This is a genomic window from Rhodopseudomonas palustris BisB18 (genome assembly GCF_000013745.1).
In the GTDB taxonomy this organism is placed as follows: Bacteria; Pseudomonadota; Alphaproteobacteria; order Rhizobiales; family Xanthobacteraceae; genus Rhodopseudomonas_A; species Rhodopseudomonas_A palustris_F.
Genome location: NC_007925.1, coordinates 4,842,248 through 4,861,180 on the forward strand (window position 1 = coordinate 4,842,248; position 18,933 = coordinate 4,861,180).

At 65.8% G+C, this 18,933-nt stretch carries 15 protein-coding genes; 2 read left to right on the forward strand and 13 right to left on the reverse strand.

All coding sequences use genetic code 11. The features are described 5' to 3' along the window. Window positions 1-60: 60 nt before the first annotated feature. Window positions 61-2,988, reverse strand: coding sequence for a pyruvate, phosphate dikinase (gene ppdK, locus RPC_RS21750; RefSeq protein WP_041802193.1), 2,928 nt, complete (start codon window positions 2,986-2,988; stop codon window positions 61-63). Between the two features lie 90 nt (window positions 2,989-3,078). Then, window positions 3,079-3,234: a DUF3096 domain-containing protein gene (locus tag RPC_RS25715; RefSeq protein ID WP_011474748.1), complete on the reverse strand. Its 156-nt coding sequence runs from the start codon at window positions 3,232-3,234 to the stop codon at window positions 3,079-3,081. 250 nt (window positions 3,235-3,484) lie between these two features. On the opposite strand from RPC_RS25715, the gene RPC_RS21755 reads away from it, so the two are divergent. Beyond that, window positions 3,485-3,841 (forward strand): DUF1236 domain-containing protein, encoded by a 357-nt coding sequence (locus tag RPC_RS21755; protein WP_011474749.1) that lies wholly within the window; start codon window positions 3,485-3,487, stop codon window positions 3,839-3,841. A gap of 134 nt (window positions 3,842-3,975) precedes the next feature. Here the strand turns inward: RPC_RS21755 and RPC_RS21760 are convergent, their stop codons facing one another. The 7 genes from RPC_RS21760 to RPC_RS21790 form a co-directional block, all read right to left on the reverse strand. Beyond that, window positions 3,976-5,073, reverse strand: a complete 1,098-nt coding sequence (locus RPC_RS21760) for a hypothetical protein (protein WP_011474750.1) — start codon at window positions 5,071-5,073, stop codon at window positions 3,976-3,978. A gap of 656 nt (window positions 5,074-5,729) precedes the next feature. Continuing rightward, window positions 5,730-7,916: a glycine--tRNA ligase subunit beta gene (gene glyS / locus RPC_RS21765; protein WP_011474752.1), complete on the reverse strand. Its 2,187-nt coding sequence runs from the start codon at window positions 7,914-7,916 to the stop codon at window positions 5,730-5,732. Beyond that, on the reverse strand, window positions 7,916-8,893 hold the full coding sequence (locus tag RPC_RS21770; RefSeq protein WP_049766150.1) for a glycine--tRNA ligase subunit alpha: 978 nt from the start codon (window positions 8,891-8,893) through the stop codon (window positions 7,916-7,918). The genes glyS and RPC_RS21770 overlap by 1 nt, the downstream gene beginning before the upstream one ends. 547 nt (window positions 8,894-9,440) lie before the next feature. Beyond that, entirely contained in the window at window positions 9,441-9,635 is a 195-nt protein-coding gene (locus RPC_RS21775; protein ID WP_011474754.1) for a hypothetical protein, read from the reverse strand. 102 nt (window positions 9,636-9,737) lie between these two features. Then, window positions 9,738-10,646, reverse strand: a complete 909-nt coding sequence (locus RPC_RS21780) for a S49 family peptidase (protein WP_011474755.1) — start codon at window positions 10,644-10,646, stop codon at window positions 9,738-9,740. A gap of 283 nt (window positions 10,647-10,929) precedes the next feature. Then, window positions 10,930-11,691 (reverse strand): tRNA1(Val) (adenine(37)-N6)-methyltransferase, encoded by a 762-nt coding sequence (locus RPC_RS21785; RefSeq protein WP_011474756.1) that lies wholly within the window; start codon window positions 11,689-11,691, stop codon window positions 10,930-10,932. After that, window positions 11,684-11,911: a DUF2007 domain-containing protein gene (locus RPC_RS21790; RefSeq protein WP_011474757.1), complete on the reverse strand. Its 228-nt coding sequence runs from the start codon at window positions 11,909-11,911 to the stop codon at window positions 11,684-11,686. Before RPC_RS21790 ends, RPC_RS21785 begins: the two co-directional genes overlap by 8 nt. Before the next feature lie 202 nt (window positions 11,912-12,113). On the opposite strand from RPC_RS21790, the gene RPC_RS21795 reads away from it, so the two are divergent. Next, window positions 12,114-13,124: a polyprenyl synthetase family protein gene (locus tag RPC_RS21795; protein ID WP_011474758.1), complete on the forward strand. Its 1,011-nt coding sequence runs from the start codon at window positions 12,114-12,116 to the stop codon at window positions 13,122-13,124. A 343-nt stretch (window positions 13,125-13,467) separates the two neighbouring features. Here RPC_RS21795 and RPC_RS21800 read toward each other — a convergent pair whose 3' ends face one another. From RPC_RS21800 to RPC_RS21815, 4 genes are all read right to left on the reverse strand, one after another. Next, a complete protein-coding gene (locus RPC_RS21800; protein WP_041802194.1) occupies window positions 13,468-13,758 on the reverse strand; it encodes a hypothetical protein in 291 nt (96 codons plus the stop codon). A 485-nt stretch (window positions 13,759-14,243) separates the two neighbouring features. Then, window positions 14,244-15,164, reverse strand: coding sequence for a 4-(cytidine 5'-diphospho)-2-C-methyl-D-erythritol kinase (locus tag RPC_RS21805; protein WP_011474760.1), 921 nt, complete (start codon window positions 15,162-15,164; stop codon window positions 14,244-14,246). After that, on the reverse strand, window positions 15,148-16,929 hold the full coding sequence (locus RPC_RS21810) for a tetratricopeptide repeat protein (protein ID WP_011474761.1): 1,782 nt from the start codon (window positions 16,927-16,929) through the stop codon (window positions 15,148-15,150). Before RPC_RS21810 ends, RPC_RS21805 begins: the two co-directional genes overlap by 17 nt. A gap of 216 nt (window positions 16,930-17,145) precedes the next feature. Continuing rightward, complete coding sequence (locus tag RPC_RS21815; protein WP_011474762.1) at window positions 17,146-18,804, reverse strand: electron transfer flavoprotein-ubiquinone oxidoreductase; 1,659 nt, start codon at window positions 18,802-18,804, stop codon at window positions 17,146-17,148. Window positions 18,805-18,933 lie beyond the last annotated feature (129 nt).

The following is an 18,933-nucleotide window of genomic DNA, read 5'->3' on the forward strand; positions in this document are numbered from 1 at the left end:
AATTCCGGCCGCTTCTGTGGATGACGATCAGTTCAGGCGATCGCAGCGATCGCGCCGCGTTCAGGCCTGGCTTGCGACTTCCTTGCCGAGCGCGGCTTGCGCGGCGGCGAGCCGCGCGATCGGCACGCGGTAGGGTGAGCACGACACGTAGTTGAGGCCGATCTCGTGGCAGAACGCCACCGACGCCGGATCGCCGCCGTGTTCACCGCAGATCCCGACCTTGAGGTCGGGGCGGGTCTTGCGGCCGCGCTCGACACCGATCTTGACCAACTCGCCGACGCCGACGCGATCGATGCTGACGAACGGGTCGATCTCCAGGATGCCGCGGGCGATGTAGGTGCCGAGGAAGCTCGCGGCGTCGTCGCGGCTGATGCCGAAGGTGGTCTGGGTCAGGTCGTTGGTGCCGAACGAGAAGAATTCGGCGGTCTCGGCGATCTGCCCGGCCTTCAGACAGGCGCGCGGCAGTTCGATCATGGTGCCGACCGCGTAATCGATCTTGCCGCCGGTTTCGCGGAACACCGAATGCGCGGTGGCGTCGATCCGCGCCTTGACCAGATCGAACTCCATCTTGGTGGCGATCAACGGCACCATCACTTCGAGCCCGACCGCGACGCCGGTGCGCTTCTGCGCCTCGACCGCGGCCTCGAAGATGGCGCGGGCCTGCATCTCGGCGATTTCCGGATAGGCGATCGCCAGACGGCAGCCGCGGAAGCCGAGCATCGGGTTGAACTCGGCCAATTCGCGGGCGCGATCGGCGAGCCTACGTGGATCGGTGTTCATCGCACGCGCGACTTCCTCGATCTCGGCCTGGCTGTGCGGCAGGAACTCGTGCAGCGGCGGATCGAGCAGCCGCACCGTCACCGGCATGCCCTTCATGATCTCGAACAGTTCGACGAAATCCGCGCGCTGCATCGGCAGCAATTTCGCCAATGCCTGACGACGCGACTGTTCGTCTTCCGACAGGATCATCTCCCGCACGGTGCGGATCCGGGTCTCCTCGAAGAACATATGCTCGGTGCGGCACAGCCCGATGCCTTCGGCGCCGAACTTGATCGCGGTGCGGGCGTCGACCGGGGTGTCGGCGTTGACCCGAACCCCGAGCTTGCGCACCTGATCGGCCCAGCCCATCAGCGTGTTGAACTCGCCGGACAGTTCCGGCTCGATCATCGGCATCCGCCCGGCCAGCACCTGGCCGACCGCGCCGTCGATGGTGATGATGTCGCCGGTCTTGAAGGTGCGGGTGCCGATGCTCATGGTGCCGCGGCCGTAATCGACCCGGATCGCGCCGCAGCCGGACACGCAGGGCTTGCCCATGCCGCGCGCCACCACGGCGGCGTGCGAGGTCATGCCGCCGCGGGTGGTGAGGATGCCTTCCGCGGCGTGCATGCCGTGGATGTCCTCGGGGCTGGTCTCGATGCGGACCAGGATCACTTTGCGGCCGTCGGCCTGCAGCTTGGCGGCCTCGTCCGAGGAGAACACGATCTCGCCGGAAGCCGCGCCCGGCGAGGCAGGCAGGCCGGTGGCGATCACGTCGCGCTTGGCGTTCGGATCGATGGTCGGGTGTAGCAACTGGTCGAGCGAGGCGGGATCGATCCGCGACACCGCTTCCTTCTGGTTGATCACGCCCTCGCTGGCGAGTTCGACCGCGATCCGCAGCGCGGCCTTGGCGGTGCGCTTGCCGCCGCGGGTCTGCAGCATCCACAGCTTGCCCTGCTCGACGGTGAACTCCATGTCCTGCATGTCGCGATAGTGCTTCTCGAGCAGGGTATAGATCCGGGTCAGTTCGTTGAACGCGTCCGGCATCGCGACTTCCATCGACGGCTTGTCGGAGCCCGACGCTTTTCGCGCATATTCGGTGATGTCTTGCGGGGTGCGAATCCCCGCCACCACGTCTTCGCCTTGGGCGTTGATCAGGAATTCGCCATACAGGCTGCTCTCGCCGGTCGACGGGTTGCGGGTGAACGCCACGCCGGTCGCCGAGGTCTCGCCCATATTGCCGAACACCATCGCCTGGACGTTGACCGCGGTGCCCCAGGATTCCGGAATGTCGTGCAGCTTGCGGTAGGTCACCGCGCGGGCGTTCATCCAGGAGGAGAACACCGCGCCGATCGCGCCCCACAATTGCGCGTGCGGGTCCTGCGGGAAATCGCTGCCGGTCACGCGGGCGACCGCTTCCTTGTACTGGCCGACCAGGTCGATCCAATCGTCGCCGTCGAGGTCGGTATCGAGGGTGTAGCCCTTGCCGTCCTTGTAGGTGTCGAGGATTTCTTCGAAATGATGGTGGTCGAAGCCGAGCACCACGTCGGAATACATGGTGATGAAGCGGCGATAGCTGTCATAGGCGAAGCGGCGATCGCCCGACAATGCGGCGAGCGCTTCCACGGTGACGTCGTTGAGCCCGAGATTGAGCACGGTGTCCATCATGCCGGGCATCGAGGCGCGGCCGCCGGAGCGCACCGAGACCAACAGCGGGTTCTTGGCGTCGCCGAACCCCTTGCCGGTGATCTTGCCGACGGTGGCGAGCGCCTTGTCGACCAGGCTCGCGAGCTCCTTCGGGTAGGATTTGTCGTGGGCGTAGAAATAGCTGCAGACCGTGGTCGGAATGGTGAAGCCGGGAGGCACCGGCAGACCGAGATTTGCCATCTCGGCGAGGTTGGCGCCCTTGCCGCCCAGCAGGTTGCGCAGGCTGGCGTTGCCTTCGGCCTTGCCGTCGCCGAAGCTGAACACCCACTTGTTGGCGAAGGCATCGGCCGCCGGCTTTTTCGCCGGCGCTTTCGACGCTGCCTTCACCGGCGCTTTCACGGCTGCCTTGGCCGGCGCTTTCATCGGCTTGGCGACGACCTTCTTGGCAGGCTTCGCCACCGCCTTCACGGCGGCTTTCGGCGGACTTTTCGCCACCGTCTTGCGCACCGCGGCCTTGGCCCGGGCGGTGACGGAAGATTTTGATTTCGCGGCGACTTTTTTGGTCTTGGAAGCTGCTTTAGCCATGGCGCTCAACAGTCCGCAATAATGGGAAAGGGTGGCGCCATACACCACGTTTTGGCGAGTCCGCGCAAGCCGCGCGGCCGCGGCTCCAGACTAAAGATGAAACCAGCGCAGCACGCCGAGGCCGATAAGACCTATGCAAATCAGATAGATCGCGACCACCAGATTGAGCAGGCGGGGCATCACCAGAATAAGCAGGCCAGCGATGAGAGCCACGATGGCCGGGATGTGGGCGCTGGTAATCACCATGTTTTTCTCCTCATGACCGCTGACGTCGAATCGGTGGCCGAACTTATCCGGCGCGGCGCGCCCCGCCTAGCGACCTCAAAGGTCCGTGCGCCCCGCCGACGGCGCTTCCACATCCGATGCAGGCCCGGCGCGACGAAAATTCCGCCCGGCGGGCGGAAGGATTTTCTGGAACCTGGCCGCGCCGGAGGAATTGATCCGGGTACGCCGCGCAAATTGCGATGCACTCGCATCCCTGCCAAGGAGATCAGCTATGCGAAATAGCATTGTCGGCCTCGCCGCATTGGCCGGCGTCTGCGCTCCGCTGGCGGCGCAGGCGCAGAGCCTCACCACCGGCTCCGCTTCCGACGGCGTGGTCGCGGCCGATGCCGGCGGCGGAATCGCCCGCGAACAACGCTCGGCGTTTCGCGCCTACATCGTGCGCGAGCGCGTGCCCGACTACTCGATCCAGCAGCGCGTCACCGTTGGCTCGGTGTTACCTGAAACCGGCGTGATCATGTACGACGTGCCGCAGAGCTTCGGCGCCACCACCCACCGCTACACCGTGGTGAACGGCGAAACCGTGCTGGTGGAGCCGCGCACCCGGCGCGTCGTTCAGGTGATCGACTAGACCCGATGAATTCGAACGGGACGGACGCAGCGTACTGCGACCGGACCTAAGAGAGCCCCGTCCGCGTCCCCCCGCCGGGCGGGGCTCTTTTCTTGGTTCTCGTTCGACGCCGGGTCCGACCGGAAGGTTTGCAGCTAGCCGCCCTTCAGCATCGACAGCAGCGTGTGGGTCGATTTGTAGTTTTGCACCGCGGTGTCGCGCAGGCTGGTGGTCCAATGCGTCGCCTGCCGCTCCTCGTTGCTCATCGCCGAATAGGCGTTGAGGATGCCGAGGCTGAGCTGGGTCGGATCGCCGGTTTTCTGGCTCTGCTTCAGCGCCGTAAGGATGCTGGCGCGGCTGCGGGAATCCAACTCCTGCTTGGCGGCGAAGCTTTCCTGCTTGGAGAACAGTTGATCCTGGTTCAGCGCGATCGCCGACAGCGAGCGATTGTCGATGGTCGAGAGGTCGGCGAGCTGTCCAGTCTTGCGGCCGCGATCGAACACCAATTCGCGGCCGAGCGCCGCGGCCGACTTGGCCTGGGCGTCGAGCGTGGCGCGCACGGTCTTCGCCACGCTGGAGAAATCTTGCGTCGGCGCGGCACTGCCGTTCGGATATTGCGCAAGATAGGCGGCGACCGGATCGTTGCTGATGCCGGACGGCGGCTTCGAGGGCTCGGTCTGCGTCGCCTGCACGCCCTTGGCGACGGCGTTGCGTTGCGCCGTCCAGATGCTGGTGGCCTTCTCTTCCGGGCTCGCGGCGTCGAGATAATCCAGCGCCGCCTTGTAGATCGCGCCGTGATCGCCGGTGAGCTTGGTGGTCTGCGCCGCCGGCGCCAGCGCCGCGTTGAAGCGGCTGTCGAGCGCGGCCGCGGCGACGCTCTGTTCGTCGGGGGTGAATTTGCCGCCGTTGTTGGTGGCGACAGCGAACAGCGCGCGGCGATCGAACGAGGTCAGGCTGACGGTCAGCTTGCCGTCGGCGTCGAGCGGCCCGGTTGCCTTGGCGGCGGCGTACAGCTTGTCGAGCGCGGCCCGCGCCACGGTGGTGATGGTGGCGAAATCCGGCAGCGACGACGCGGTGGCGAGCTGGGCGCGCGCGCCGTCCGACAGCGTCAGATTGGTGGCGGCGTTGCCGCTGCCCGTCGCGGAGTCGTCGATGGTCGCCAGCGTATTGGCCAGCGACGGCTGCGTCGCCACCGCCCGCGAATAGGCCGAGCCCGCATAGGGATTGCTGTAGCCGGTATAAACCGACGTCATGGTCGCCTCCGAAAGCGCAGCGGTTAAGAAACCGTTAGCCGGGGCAACTTTTTCAGGCGATGGTTAATGACGCGTAAAGATTTCGCTATGTTTCGGGATATTTCTGAGGCGCGTCGCGGACGCCTGAAGCGGTTTCACAGCGCTGTCCAACGAGCAAAGCGTCATCCTGAGGAGCCCGGCGCAGCTCGAAGAGCGTAGCCGGGCGTCTCGAAGGATGCGCCGCGCGGCCGGCGCCCGACCCGACCGCATCAACCGGCGAGGCGCCCGATGGCGCCGCTCCCCCGCGGCCGCATCCTTCGCGGCGCGCCGACGAGAGCCTGCGCCGCGGAGCGAGCCTGTGCTCCGGCGCGCACCTCAGGATGACGACGCCGTGCCCGCGACGCTCACCGAAGCGGTTTCACAGCGCTGTCCAACGAGCAAAGCGTCATCCTGAGGAGCCCGGCGCAGCTCGAAGAGCGAAGCCGGGCGTCTCGAAGGATGCGCCGCGCGGCCGGCGCCCGACCGGACCGCATCAACCGGCGAGGCGCCCGATGGCGCCGCTAACCCCGCGGCCGCATCCTTCGAGGCGCGCCGACGAGAGCCTGCGCCGCGGAGCGAGCCTGTGCTCCGGCGCGCACCTCAGGATGACGACGCCGTGTTAGTCGCGACGGCGCGACCTAATCCTGGATCTTGGAGAAATCCGCTACTGCGCGGGTGGCGGCGCGGATCTCGTTGAGTAGCTTCAGGCGGTTGTCGCGCACGCGGGCGTCGTCGTCGTTGACCTTCACCTTGTCGAAGAACGCATCGACCGCAGGCCGCAGCTTGGCCATCGCGCTCATCGCGGCGGCGAAGTCTTCCCTCGCGACGGCGCTCGACGCCTCAAGCTTCACCTGATCGATCGCGGTGGCGAGGGTCTTTTCCTCGTCGGCGACATAGAGCGAAGCGTCCGGCGCACCGTCGAAGGCGCGGGCGTCTTTCTTCTCCTCGATGCGCAGGATGTTGGCGGCGCGCTTGACGCCGGCGAGCAAATTCTTGCCGTCGTCGGTCGCGAGAAACGCCGCCAGCGCCTCGACGCGGCGGACGATCATCAGGATATCGTCCTGCCCTTCGAGCGCGAACACGGCATCGACGAGGTCGTGCCGGGCGCCTTGCTCGCGGAGTTGGACTTTGAGGCGGTCGGCGAAGAAGGAGAGAAGATCGACGCTGGTCGTGCGGGTCTGACGGTCATTCCATGATTGGGTCGAATGCGCATTCAAGACGAGAGAGAATCCCCCCGAACTTTTCGCCTTCGTTTGCGCTATTCTCATCGTTGTCTGATCCACAGCACTCGAATGCCCTTCGAAAGCTGAGATCAAATTTGGTCTGATATTGTTCTCCAAGATCAACCTAATCACCCCCAGCGCCGCCCGCCTCAGCGCATAGGGGTCCTTGCTTCCCGTCGGCTTCTCATCAATCGCCCAGAAGCCCACCAACGTATCGATCTTGTCGGCCAGCGCCACGGCGATGCTTACCGGATCGCTCGGCACGCGATCATTCGGCCCCTGCGGCTTGTAGTGCTCCTCGCAGGCGGCAGCGACGCTGGCGTCCTCGCCTTGCGCCAGCGCGTAGTACTTGCCCATCAGGCCCTGCAGCTCGGGGAATTCGCCGACCACTTCGGTGAGCAGATCCGCCTTGCACAGCTGCGCGGCGCGGCGCGCCTTCTCGACATCGGCGCCCACCAGCGGCGCGATCTCCGCCGCCAGCCGTTCGATCCGCGCGATGCGCTCGGCCTGGGTGCCGAGCTTTTCGTGAAATACGATCTGCGCAAATTTCGGCAGCCGGTCTTCCAGCTTGGTCTTGAGGTCCGTCTCGTAGAAGAACTTCGCATCCGACAGCCGCGCGCGGATCACCCGCTCGTTGCCGGCGACGATCGCCTTGCCGCCGTCGGACGCTTCGATGTTGGCGGTGAGGATGAATTTGTTGGTGAGCTTGCCGGTCGCGGGGTCCGAGACCACAAAACACTTCTGGTTGTTGCGGATGGTGGCGCGGATCACTTCGCCGGGGATCGCCAGGAACGCCGGGTCGAACGAGCCCATCAGCGCCACCGGCCATTCGACCAAGCCCGACACTTCGTCGAGCAACACCGGGTCCTCGACCAGTTCGAAATTCTGCGCCTGCGCCAACGTGCGGGCGTCGTGCAGAATGATATCCTTGCGGCGCTGCGGATCGAGCACGACCTTGGCGTCGAACAGCTTGGCGTCGTAATCCTCGAAGCGGCGCACCGAGATTTCGCCGGGCGCCATAAAGCGATGGCCGCGGGTGACTTGGCCGGCCTTGATGCCGCTGACGTCGAACGCCACCACGTCGGGATCTTCGGTGTCGATGCCGAAGGTGGCGACGATCGAATGCAGCGGCCGCACCCATTGCAGCGCGCCGGGCTTGGCCGAGCGCTCGCCCCAGCGCATCGATTTCGGCCACGGGAAGGTGCGCACGATCACCGGCAGGATATCCGCCAGCACGTCGAGCGTGGCGCGGCCGGGCTTCTCGATCAATGCGATGTAGAAATCGCCCTTCTTCGGGTCGCGCTGGATCTTTGCTTCGTCGAGCGAGGCGAGCCCCGTGGCTTTCAAAAAGCCCTGGATCGCGGCGTCCGGCCCGCCGACCCGCGGGCCCTTGCGCTCCTCTTTCAGATCCGACTGCCGCGCCGGAATGCCGTGCACGGTGAGCGCGAGCCGCCGCGGCGTCGCAAACGCTTTCGCGCCGTCATAGACCAGCCCCTCGGCGACCAGCTTGTCGGTCACCATGCGGCGCAAATCCTCGGCGGCTTTCGCCTGCATCCGGGCCGGGATTTCTTCGGAGAACAATTCGAGCAGAAGATCGGGCATTACTGGCTCTCCCCACGCGGGGCTTCACCCTGCCTCGAAGTGGAGGGTGAAGAACCGCCCGCCTCGGTGTGCAGCCAGGCGGCGCCGCAGGCCTTGGCCAGTTCGCGGACCCGCAAAATGTAGCTCTGCCGCTCGGTCACCGAGATCACGCCGCGGGCGTCCAACAGGTTGAAGGCGTGACTGGCCTTGATGCACTGGTCGTAGGCCGGCAGCGCCATCAGATGCGCCTCGCGCTTGTCGCTGTCCCAGCCGGCGGCGAGATATTTCTGGCAGGCGCTCTCCGCCATCTTGAACTGCTCGAACAGCATCGCGGCGTCGGAGTGCTCGAAATTGTGCCGGGAATATTCCTTCTCGGCCTGCAGGAAGACGTCGCCATAGGTCACCTTGTCGGCGCCGTCGCGGCCGTTGAAGTTGAGATCATAGACCCGGTCGACGCCCTGCACATACATGGCGAGGCGCTCGAGACCGTAGGTCAGTTCGCCCGCCACCGGCGCGCATTCGACGCCGGCGACCTGCTGGAAGTAAGTGAACTGCGAGACCTCCATGCCGTCGCACCAGCACTCCCAGCCGAGCCCCCAGGCGCCGAGCGTCGGGCTCTCCCAATCGTCCTCGACGAAGCGGATGTCGTGCAGATGCGAATCGACGCCGATCGCGGCCAGCGACTTCAGATAGAGCTCCTGGATGTCCGGCGGCGACGGCTTCAGGATCACCTGAAACTGGTAGTAGTGCTGCAGCCGGTTCGGATTCTCGCCGTAACGGCCGTCCTTCGGCCGCCGCGACGGCTGCACATAGGCGGCGCGCCACGGCTTCGGGCCGAGCGCGCGCAGCGTGGTGGCGGGATGGAAGGTGCCGGCGCCGACCTCCATGTCGTAGGGCTGCAGGATCACGCAGCCGTAATCCGCCCAATAGCGCTGCAACGCCAGGATCAGTCCCTGGAACGAGCGTTCCGGGCGCATATGCGGGGGAAGAATGTCCATGATCGGCTTCGGATTCGCGAGGGATGGAAAGCGCGCGGACCGTATCGGCGCAGCCCCCTGGAATCAAGGCAATGTCCGGCGCCAAGACCATCGCGGCGTTAACCCGGCATTCACCATGCGACCCGCGCGGCCCTCGGAGTTTTCCGATTGTTAGGAAATCGCGTCCTAGATTTGGGTCCGTTCGACGCTGCGTGCCTACAGCGATCGGCCGGCGCAAGGTTGCGACGCGACCGCGCGGAAACGCCTCGGCTCGCTGAGGCATTTCGAAAACCTCCAAGCTTGCTAGCCGGTCTCAGGGTGGTGCCTCGCCCGGAGGCCGGCGCAAGTGTGGCCGCAACGGCCGCCCGAGCATTTTCGGTTGAGATGGCAGTATCTACCCCATGACAGCCGTCATTCCGGATTGCGAGTTCGCAAGAACGAGCAAGTCCGGAATCCATACTCCCTGCAGGGGTTATGGATTCCGGGCTCGCTCGCAGCTGACGCTGCTCGCGCCCCGGAATGACAGCAAGGGGAATCTTGAAGCGCAGCAATCTAATTCGAAGAGTCTCTAGCTGGGCCGATAGGCGCCGGTGATCGGATCGCGGCGCAGCGTCGGAATCTTGGCGGGCTGCGGCTGCTGCTCGTTCAGCACCGCGTTGCGAACCTCTTCCAGCTCCAGGTTGATACGCTGCGCGGTCCGGTAAGCCCAGCGCACCACGGCAAGGCCACCCAGGGCGGCAGCGACGGCGATCAGCGGCGGCATCGGTCGATCCTCGTGTTGCGGCTTCCAACGCGGCATCATGGCGCAACCGAACGCGGCCTTCAATCGGCGTTGCAGGGACCAAATGGCGCGGGCCGCCGACCCTCAAAAGCCGTATTTGGCCCATACGGCGCGGGCTTCCAGCGCCGAAATCAACTGATCCGGCCACTCCGCCACGGCATCGAACGGGCCGAGCGAAGTTGCCGCCGAGCGGCGGCCGAACAGCCCGGCCAACATGCCGGAGGCCGGCGCGATCACCGGGGTGCGGACCTTGTCGCCGAACCGCGCCCGCAGGGTGCCGCGCAGATCGCCGATGCCGTCGCTTAAGCCCAGCGTCACCGAGGTGCCGCCGGCCCAATATTCGCCGGAGAACAGCAGATCCTCGGCGCCTTTCAGCTTGGCGCCGCGGCTGTCCTTGACCAACGAGATGAACATGGCGTGGATCTCGCGCTGCAGCGCCTTGACCCTGGCGACATCCTCGGGATCCTCCGGCAGGAACGGATCGAGCTGCGCCTTGTGTTCGCCCGCGGTGTAGAGCCGCCGCTCGACGCCGATCTTTTTCAACAGTTCCGGAAAACCGAAGGTGCCGCCGACCACGCCGATCGAGCCGACGATCGACGACGGATCGACGTAGATCTCGTCGGCCGCGCAAGCCAGCATGTAGCCGCCCGAGGCCGCGACGTCTTCGACGAAGGCGATCACCGGCAGCTTCTTCTCGGCGGCGAGCTGGCGGATTCGCAGATAGATCTGCCGCGACTGCACCGGCGAGCCACCCGGCGAATTGATCGCCAGCGCCACCGCCTTGGCATTGCGGGTGGCGAAAGCGCGATCCAGCATCTTGGCCGTGCCAGCCAGCGACAACCCCGGGCGCAGCGGCGTCACCGCGCCGATCACACCGGATAGCCGCACCACCGGCACCACGACTTGACCGGGCCGCCAACGCTCCGGCAGCCAGCCCAGCAGTCCCTGCAACGCGCCCGCACTCGCCCGATGTTCAGCCGTCTGCTCGCTCATAAGTTACCTCAAAATTAATCAATGATGTTTACTCTACGCTCACCAACGCTGGAACGCGTTTTGCATTGCAGTGGTTATATAAGCGGCAATTGGCGGTGGAGAAGAACATGAAAATCTATCTGCTGGTGACGTTGATTGGCGCACTTCTGACCGCCGTGCGTTTCACTGCGACGCCGGAGCCGGAGTCGAAAACGCTGTCGCAATAATCCGGCTGCTCAAGAACCGCGCAGCTGCGACATCAAGTCGCCGGCAATCGGGTCGCCGGCAAATCGGTCGCTGACAATCAGGTCGCTGACAATGGCAAGGCCTCGCCTCTCAGCGCCGCGGCGGCCTTGAGAGTTTCTGTACCGGCCTCATCCCTCAGCATCAGCCCGGGCAGCAGCGACAATGGGGCCCGTCCGCCTTTGCTGGCCCGCACCAGCACACGGATCGCCGGCAGCCCGGGTTGCGGGTGCACCGGCAGGATCACCAGACCGCCGAAGCCGCGGTCCAGCGCCTCCAACACCTCCGCGATCGCGTCGGCACGCCAGATCAGCGTCAATTCGCCGCCGGATTTCAGAATCCGCCGGGCGGCGTGAACCCAGCCCTCGAGCGTGGACCGCGCCGCGACATGCGCCAGCCGCCGCCCCGCATCGGGAGAGCCGCGATGCCGCGCGGCGTCGTTGAACGGCGGGTTCATCAGCACCGCATCGACGCTGTCGGGAAACAGCCCGGCCTCCGCGAACGCCGTGGCGCCGGCCTCGACATCGAGCACAAAGACTGCGGCGGAGAGCTGGTTCAGCGCGGCGTTGCCCCGCGCCAGTTCCGCCAGGCCGGCGTCGATTTCGAGCAGCATCAGATCGACACCGGCGACGCGGCGCGCCAGCGCCAGCCCGGCCGCGCCGACCCCGGCGCCGAAATCGGCCACCCGGTCGCCGGGCCGCGCCGCGGTCGCCGCCGCCAGCAGCATCGCGTCGTGGCCCGCACGATGGCCGGATTTGGGCTGCCGCAAGCGCAGCCGGCCGCCGAGAAATCCATCCTCGGTCAGATCGGACGGCTCAGACATCGGCCCGCAGTTCGTGCGCCAGTCCGGCTTCGGTAAGCAGCTGCCGGGCCTCCTGGTTGTCGTCGTCATGCACCAGGATCCGGCGGGGAATCACGCCGACCGAGCCTTCGATCACGCTCATGTTCTGATCCAGCACCAGATGGTGGATCCGGGCGGCGTCGAGCAATGCCCCGATCGCCGATACCAGCACCACGTCGTTGGTTCGCACCAGTTCGCGCACGCTTGCGTCTCCCTTGATCCCTGCATTATAGCTGCCCGCCAGCCGCGCGGCGCCCGCCGCGTTGCCGCGTTACACGGCAAACCAAATGTTATAGTGTGACCTTCGACCTTGGCGTGATATCGCGCCAAGCTTTGGAATCAGAGCCTTTCATGCCCGTCGGGTTCGGCTGGCGCGGAACGCTCCTCGGACTTTGGAGACCAGCGTGGCCGTTATCGTACCTTTCGAGGGACCCCCGACCGCTTCGATAGATCAACTCGTCGAGCTTGTCGCCGCCGATATGGAGCGCGTCAACGCCGTCATCCTGTCGCGGACCGGTTCCGAAGTGACGATGATTCCCGAGGTCGCCAACCATCTGATCTCCTCGGGCGGCAAGCGGCTGCGGCCGAACCTGACGCTGGCGATGGCGCAACTCACCGGCTATTCCGGCGAAGGCCACATCAAGCTCGCCGCCGCGGTCGAGTTCATGCACACAGCGACGCTGCTGCACGACGACGTGGTCGACGAGAGCGAGATGCGCCGCGGCAAGAAGTCGGCGCGGATGCTGTGGGGCAACGAGGCCAGCGTGCTGGTCGGCGATTTCCTGCTCGGCCAGGCGTTCCGGATGATGGTCGAGGTCGGCTCGCTGCGCGCGCTCGACATCCTGTCCTCCGCCGCGGCGACGATTGCCGAAGGCGAGGTGATGCAACTCGCCGCGGCCAAGAATACCGCCACGACGGAAGACGAATATCTCGCGGTGATCCGCGGCAAGACCGCCGAACTGTTCGCCGCCGCCTGCGAAGTCGGGCCCGCGATCGCCGGTCGGCCGAAGGCCGAGCAATCGGCCTGCCGCTCGTTCGGCATGAATCTCGGCATCGCCTTCCAATTGGTCGACGACGTGCTGGATTACGGCGGCAAGGCCGCCAAGCTCGGCAAGAATGTCGGCGACGATTTCCGCGAGGGCAAGATCACGCTGCCGGTGGTGCTGGCGTTCCGCCGCGGCAACGACGCCGAGCGGGCGTTCTGGATCAAGGCGCTGGAGCGCGGCGAGATCACCGAGCCCGACCTCGATCAGGCGATCGGGCTGATGACCAAGCATCGCGCGCTCGAAGACACCATCCAGCGCGCGCATCACTACGGCGCCATGGCGGTCGACGCGCTGGCGCTGTTCCCGACCTCGCCGATGAAGGCGGCGCTGGAGCAGGTGGTGGCGTTCTGCCTGGCGCGGTCGCACTAAACAGGTCGCATGGCCGGGCCGCATCGAGCGTCGCGGCGGCTGCTCATCGCGCGGCTCGTCCTTCGAGACGCCTGGCTTCGCGCTATGCGCGATGCCAGGCTCCTCAGGATGACGGCTTAAATGCGTTGAACAGCCGAACCCGCTATCGTGCCGGGCCTCACGCAACAGCAATTGCAGAGACACGACGCTCGATCGACGGATCACGATCGATGCGGAATTGCTGATATCAGCTTCTCAGCACACTCCCGCGTCATCCTGAGGAGCCCGGCGTAGCTCGAAGAGCGAAGCCGGGCGTCTCGAAGGATGGGCCGCATCGCCACGCGGTGACGCGGCCGTCGACGCCTCAGCGGCGGCCGACGCGATTGACCGGGCCGCCCATGTTGCGGCCGACGCCACCGACGCCATAGCCGGGACGACCGACGCCGTAACCCGGACGACCGACGCCGACACGGCCGACACCGACCGGCCCGGCAACGGCGGCGCGGGCAACCGGTGCGTATCCGACGCCGCCGATGCAGCCGCGCGGTCCGCAGACCGCGGCTTCGGCCGGCCGGCTATCGACGGCGACCAGGCCGAGCATCGACAGCGCCAGGGCCGCGAGAGCAACGCGGGGAGAGAGAATGCGATAGGTCATGACAAGCCGTCCTTGGGTTGAGGGGTAATGCTGCGGTGGCCTTAAGCGGCGCCCGCAGTCGCTTGGTCTCAGCTCAGATCGGACAAGCCGCGCGCCATCCCGGAACACGGAATGCCGACGTCGCGAATTGGCCGGGTGCCTGTCGTCGGCGCGCAGCCGCCTAATTGGGCAGGCCTTGCAAGTGCGCCGCAGTGTCGTCTGCCCCCACGATGGCGGGCAATCATGACCAAAGCGTTCGGGATTAGGGTTGCATTGCGTGGGAGCTGAGGATTGGCGCGTGGCGCCGATGGAGGGCGGGCGTGCGAGCCAACACTCATCGTTTGATGTCATTCCGGGGCGCGAGGGCGAAAGCCCGAGCGAACCCGGAATCTAGTATTCCAGGGCGGTGGTTATAGATTCCGGGCTCGCTCGCAGCTTCGCTGCTCACGCCCCGGAATGACGGCATGGTTGTCTCCGAGGAAGATCACCTCGATGCAAGCGTGCGTTCAGCCCAGCGTCCCGGCGTGCACCCACCAGTCGGGATGCGCTGCGCTGACGCTTTGCGCCGCGGCCTCGGCTGCGGCGGCGTCGGCAAAGATCGCAAAACAGGTGGCACCCGACCCCGACATCCGCGCCAGCCGCGCGCCCCGGGCCTTGCCGAGCAGCTTCAAAACCTCGCCGATCACCGGCTGCAGCTTCTTCGCCGGCGCTTCGAGATCGTTGATGCCGGCGGCGAGCACCGCGATCCAGGCATCGAGCGGTGCGGCCTGGTCCGGCCATTTCGGCGCGGTGACGACGTCGGTGACGCCGACCCGCAACTGACCGCTGCGCAGCCCGAGCGCCGCGAACACGTCCTTGGTGGCGACCGCGACGCGCGGATTGACCATCACCACCGGCAGCCGCGGCAGCGCCAGCGGCAGCAGGGTTTCGCCGATCCCGGTCATGATGCAGGATTTTGAGGCTAGGCACACCGGCACGTCGGCGCCGGTCTTTCGCGCGGCATCGATCAGTCGGGGATCGTCCAGCGCCAGATCGTTGGCGCGGGCCAACAGCCGCAACGCCGCCGCGGCATCCGCCGACCCGCCGCCGATGCCGGCGGCGATCGGCAGCTGCTTGTCGAGCGCGAAGCTTCCCGTGCGCAGATCGGCGACGCGTTCTCCGAGCAGCCGCGCCGCCTTGATCACCAGGTTGTCGGCATTGTCGCCGCATTCCTGGACGCGCGGCCCGGTGGCGGTGAGGCTGAGTTCGGATCCGGCTTGCAGCGTCAGCCGGTCGGCGCAGTCGGCGAACGCCACCACGCTTTCCAACTCGTGATAGCCGTCGACGCGGCGGCCCAGCACCCGCAGCGTCAGATTGACCTTGGCACGCGCCTCATCGTGCAGCGCCTGCACCGACATCACGTCGCTCAACTCAGCCGCCCTTGCCATCTTCTTTTTTCTTGTCCGCCGAGGCCGCCGACGCGCCGGCGTCGTCCGGCAGCCCGTTCTCGATCTTGGCCTCGATCTTCGGCAGTTCTTCCGCCTCGGGCTTCAGATCGCGGGCATGCACCCACTGGAATTTCGCCTCCAGGGTGCGCCCGACCCGCCAATAGGCGTCGCCGAGATGATCGTTGATGGTGGGATCTTCCGGCTTCAGGTCGATGGCGCGCTCGAGGTTCTTCACCGCCTCCTCGTAATTGCCGATGCGGTAATAGGCCCAGCCGAGCGAGTCGACGATGTAGCCGTCGTCCGGGCGCTGATCGACCGCGCGCCGGATCATCTTCATCGCGTCGTCGAGATTGATCCCCTGATCGATCCAGGAGTAGCCGAGATAGTTCAAGACGTGCGGCTGCTCCGGCTGCAGCTCGAGCGCCTTCTTCATGTCGGCTTCGGCCTTGCTCCATTGCTTGGAGCGCTCCTCGCAGATGCCGCGGAAATAGTAGTACACCCAGTTGTTCTTCTCGGCGCCGGACAGCACGTCGATGCCCTGCGAGTAGGTCACCGCGCAATCGGCGAACTTCTTGCGGCCGCGCTCGATGTTGCCGAGCGCCATGATCGCCTCGAGATCCTTCGGATCTTCGGCGGTGACGTCCTTCAAGATCTTGATCGCCTCCTCGCTGCGGTCGGCGGCGTCGAGATCGGTGGCGAGCTGGATCTGGGCGTTGCGCTTCAGCGGCGAATTGGCCGGCACGCGCTCGTAGGCCTTGATCGCCATCTGCGGCTTCTTCACCGACTCGTAGAGATCGCCGAGCGACAACAGCGCCAGCGAATGCTGCGGCTGCAGGTACAGAGCGAGCTGCAGATAGACCAGCGCCAGATCCTCGCCGCCGCGCCGGGTCAATGAGGCGCCGATGCCGTACAGCGCCTCGGCGGCGCCGGCCTGCGCCGAATCGACCAGCGGCGGCAATTTCTTGCCGGCCTTGGTCTCGCGGATGCCTTCCAGCACCAACGGATGCCGCGCCAGCTTCTTGTCGAACGCCTCGTAGACCGCGCTCGCCGCGGCGTCGTCCTTGTTGCGCGACAGCCAGCGCCCGTAAGCGTCGACCACCCGCAACGCGGAGTCGTCGAGCTTGTAGGCGCGTTCCAGCCGGACCCCGGCGTCCTTCTGCTTGCCCGCGAGATCCAGCATCATGCCGGAATGCAGGTCCTTGAAAATCGGATACCATTCCGGACCGGCCAGCTTGTCGATATTGCCGACCGCGGTCCTGACGTCGCCGGCGCCGTAGCTCGCCCAGCCGGAGATCAGCGTCGCGACCAGATCGGTGATCGGACCGCGCACCGATTGATTGATGTTCTGCTGGGCGGCGGCGTATTTCTTCTGCTTCAGGTCACGAATGCCGACCACCAGGCGCGCCACCCGGTTGGTCTTGTCGATTGCCAGAATGCGATCGGCGAGCTTGACCGCCTCGTCGATGTCGCCGTCGGCCAGCGAGGAAATAAAGGCGCGATCCAACAATTCGTTGTTCTTCGGATCGGCGCGCAGCGCCGAGCGATAGAAGGTCGCCGCCGCACTGGCGTCGCGCTGCACGCTGGCGTGGCGCGCCGCCAGATAGCTGCCCGCGGTGGTCAGCGATTTCAGATCGCGGCTGGTCGGAAACGGCACCGAGCTGTCGTTCTGGTGATCCGGCGTCTGCGCCAGCACCGGGCTGGACAGCGGCAGCGCGGCCAGCGCGACGGCAGCGATCATCGAGCGACGAAGTCGAGTTGAAAGCATCAAGGTTCGCCCAGCTCCAGATTGACGGATGAGATCGGATGCGCAACCGAAACCGGCAGCTGCAAGTCAGCAACATGCCGCGTTTGACGTTCAACCGCAAGGATAGACCCGGAACCGCCGGCCAGCCTACACCGTGCGCACGTTCCACGCATCGGATTGAAGGCGCTCGCAGTATGGCGTTATCGTGACCGCAACTGCGGCCACACGCGATCGTGGTCACATGCCCTGATAATTCGGACCGCCGCCGCCCTCCGGAGGCACCCAGGTGATGTTGCCGTTGGGGTCCTTGATGTCGCAGGTCTTACAGTGCACGCAGTTCTGCGCGTTGATGACAAAGCGCGGCCCGTCCGGGCCTTCGACCCATTCGTACACCGCCGCCGGGCAATAGCGCCCCGACGGACCGGCATAGACGTCGTGCTCGGACGCCTTCTGCAGCGCCATGTCGGCGACCTTGAGGTGAACCGGCTGGTCCTCCTCGTGGTTGGTGTTCGACAGGAACACCGAGGACAGCCGGTCGAAGGTCAGTTTGCCGTCGGGCTTCACCACCGGGAACGGGGCGTGATCGCTCGCCGGATTGAGCGTGGCGCGATCCGGCTTGGAATGCGACAGCGTGCCGAACAGCGAGAAGCCGAGCGTCGAGCACCACATTTCGAATCCGGCCAGCACCACGCCGACCCGGGTGCCGAAATTCGACCACAGCGGCTTGATGTTGCGGACCCGGAACAGATCCTTGCCGACCGGCGAGGCGCGCCAGACGTCCTCGTAGCTCGACAGCTCATCATTGCTGCGACCGGCACCGAGCGCGGCGACGACGTGTTCGGCCGCCAGCATGCCCGAGCCGATCGCGTTGTGCACGCCCTTGATGCGCGGCACGTTGACGAAGCCCGCCGCGCAGCCGATCAGCGCGCCGCCCGGGAAACTCAACCGCGGCACCGATTGATAGCCGCCTTCGGTGATGGCGCGGGCGCCATAGGACAGCCGCTTGCCGCCCTCGAAGATCTTGCTGATCGCGGGGTGGGTCTTGAAGCGCTGGAAGCTGTCGAACGGCGACAGATAGGGATCTTCGTAGTTCAGATGCACCACGAAGCCGACCGCCACCAGGTTGTCGTCGTAGTGATAGAGGAACGAGCCGCCGCCGATATTGTCGCTGAGCGGCCAGCCGAACGAATGCGCGACCAGTCCCTTCTTGTGCTTGTTCGGATCGATCTGCCAGACCTCCTTGAGGCCGATGCCGAATTTCGGCGGCTCGGAGTCCTTGTCGAGCTGGTATTTGGCGATCAGCTGTTTCGCCAGGCTGCCGCGGGCGCCTTCGGCGAACAACGTGTACTTGCCGTGCAGCTCCATGCCGCGGGTGAACGACGCCTTCGGTTCGCCGTCGCGGCCGATCCCCATGTCGCCGGTGGCGATGCCGCGGACTTCGCCGCCCTCGCCATACAGCACTTCGGTGGCGGCAAAGCCGGGATAGATCTCGACGCCGAGCGCCTCGGCCTTCGGCGCCAGCCAACGGCACAGATCGCCGAGCGAGCCGATGAGGTTCTTGTGGTTGTTGAGCATCGGCGGCACCAGGAAGCTCGGCACCTTGAACGACGTCTTGCCGGTCATGACGAAGAAATGGTCGTCGCTGACATGGGTCTTCAGCGGACATTCGGCGTCGTCGCGCCAGCCCGGCACGAGTTGATCGAGCGGCGTCGGATCGATCACCGCGCCGGACAGGATGTGGGCCCCGACCTCGGACCCTTTCTCAACCACCACGACCGAAAGCTCGGCGTTGAGCTCCTTCAGCCGGATCGCCGCGGCCAACCCCGCGGGCCCCGCACCGACGATCACGACATCGAATTCCATGGACTCGCGGGGCGGCAGCGGTTCAGCACTCATGCTTGATCTCACAGACACACTTGGGACGTTTCCAATTTGTGTTGTTTCCGATTTTTCGGGGAAGAACAACCCTTCCAAACGTACCTTCAATGGTTTCGCCGCGCGGCAATCCGCGCTAGCGTGGCAGAG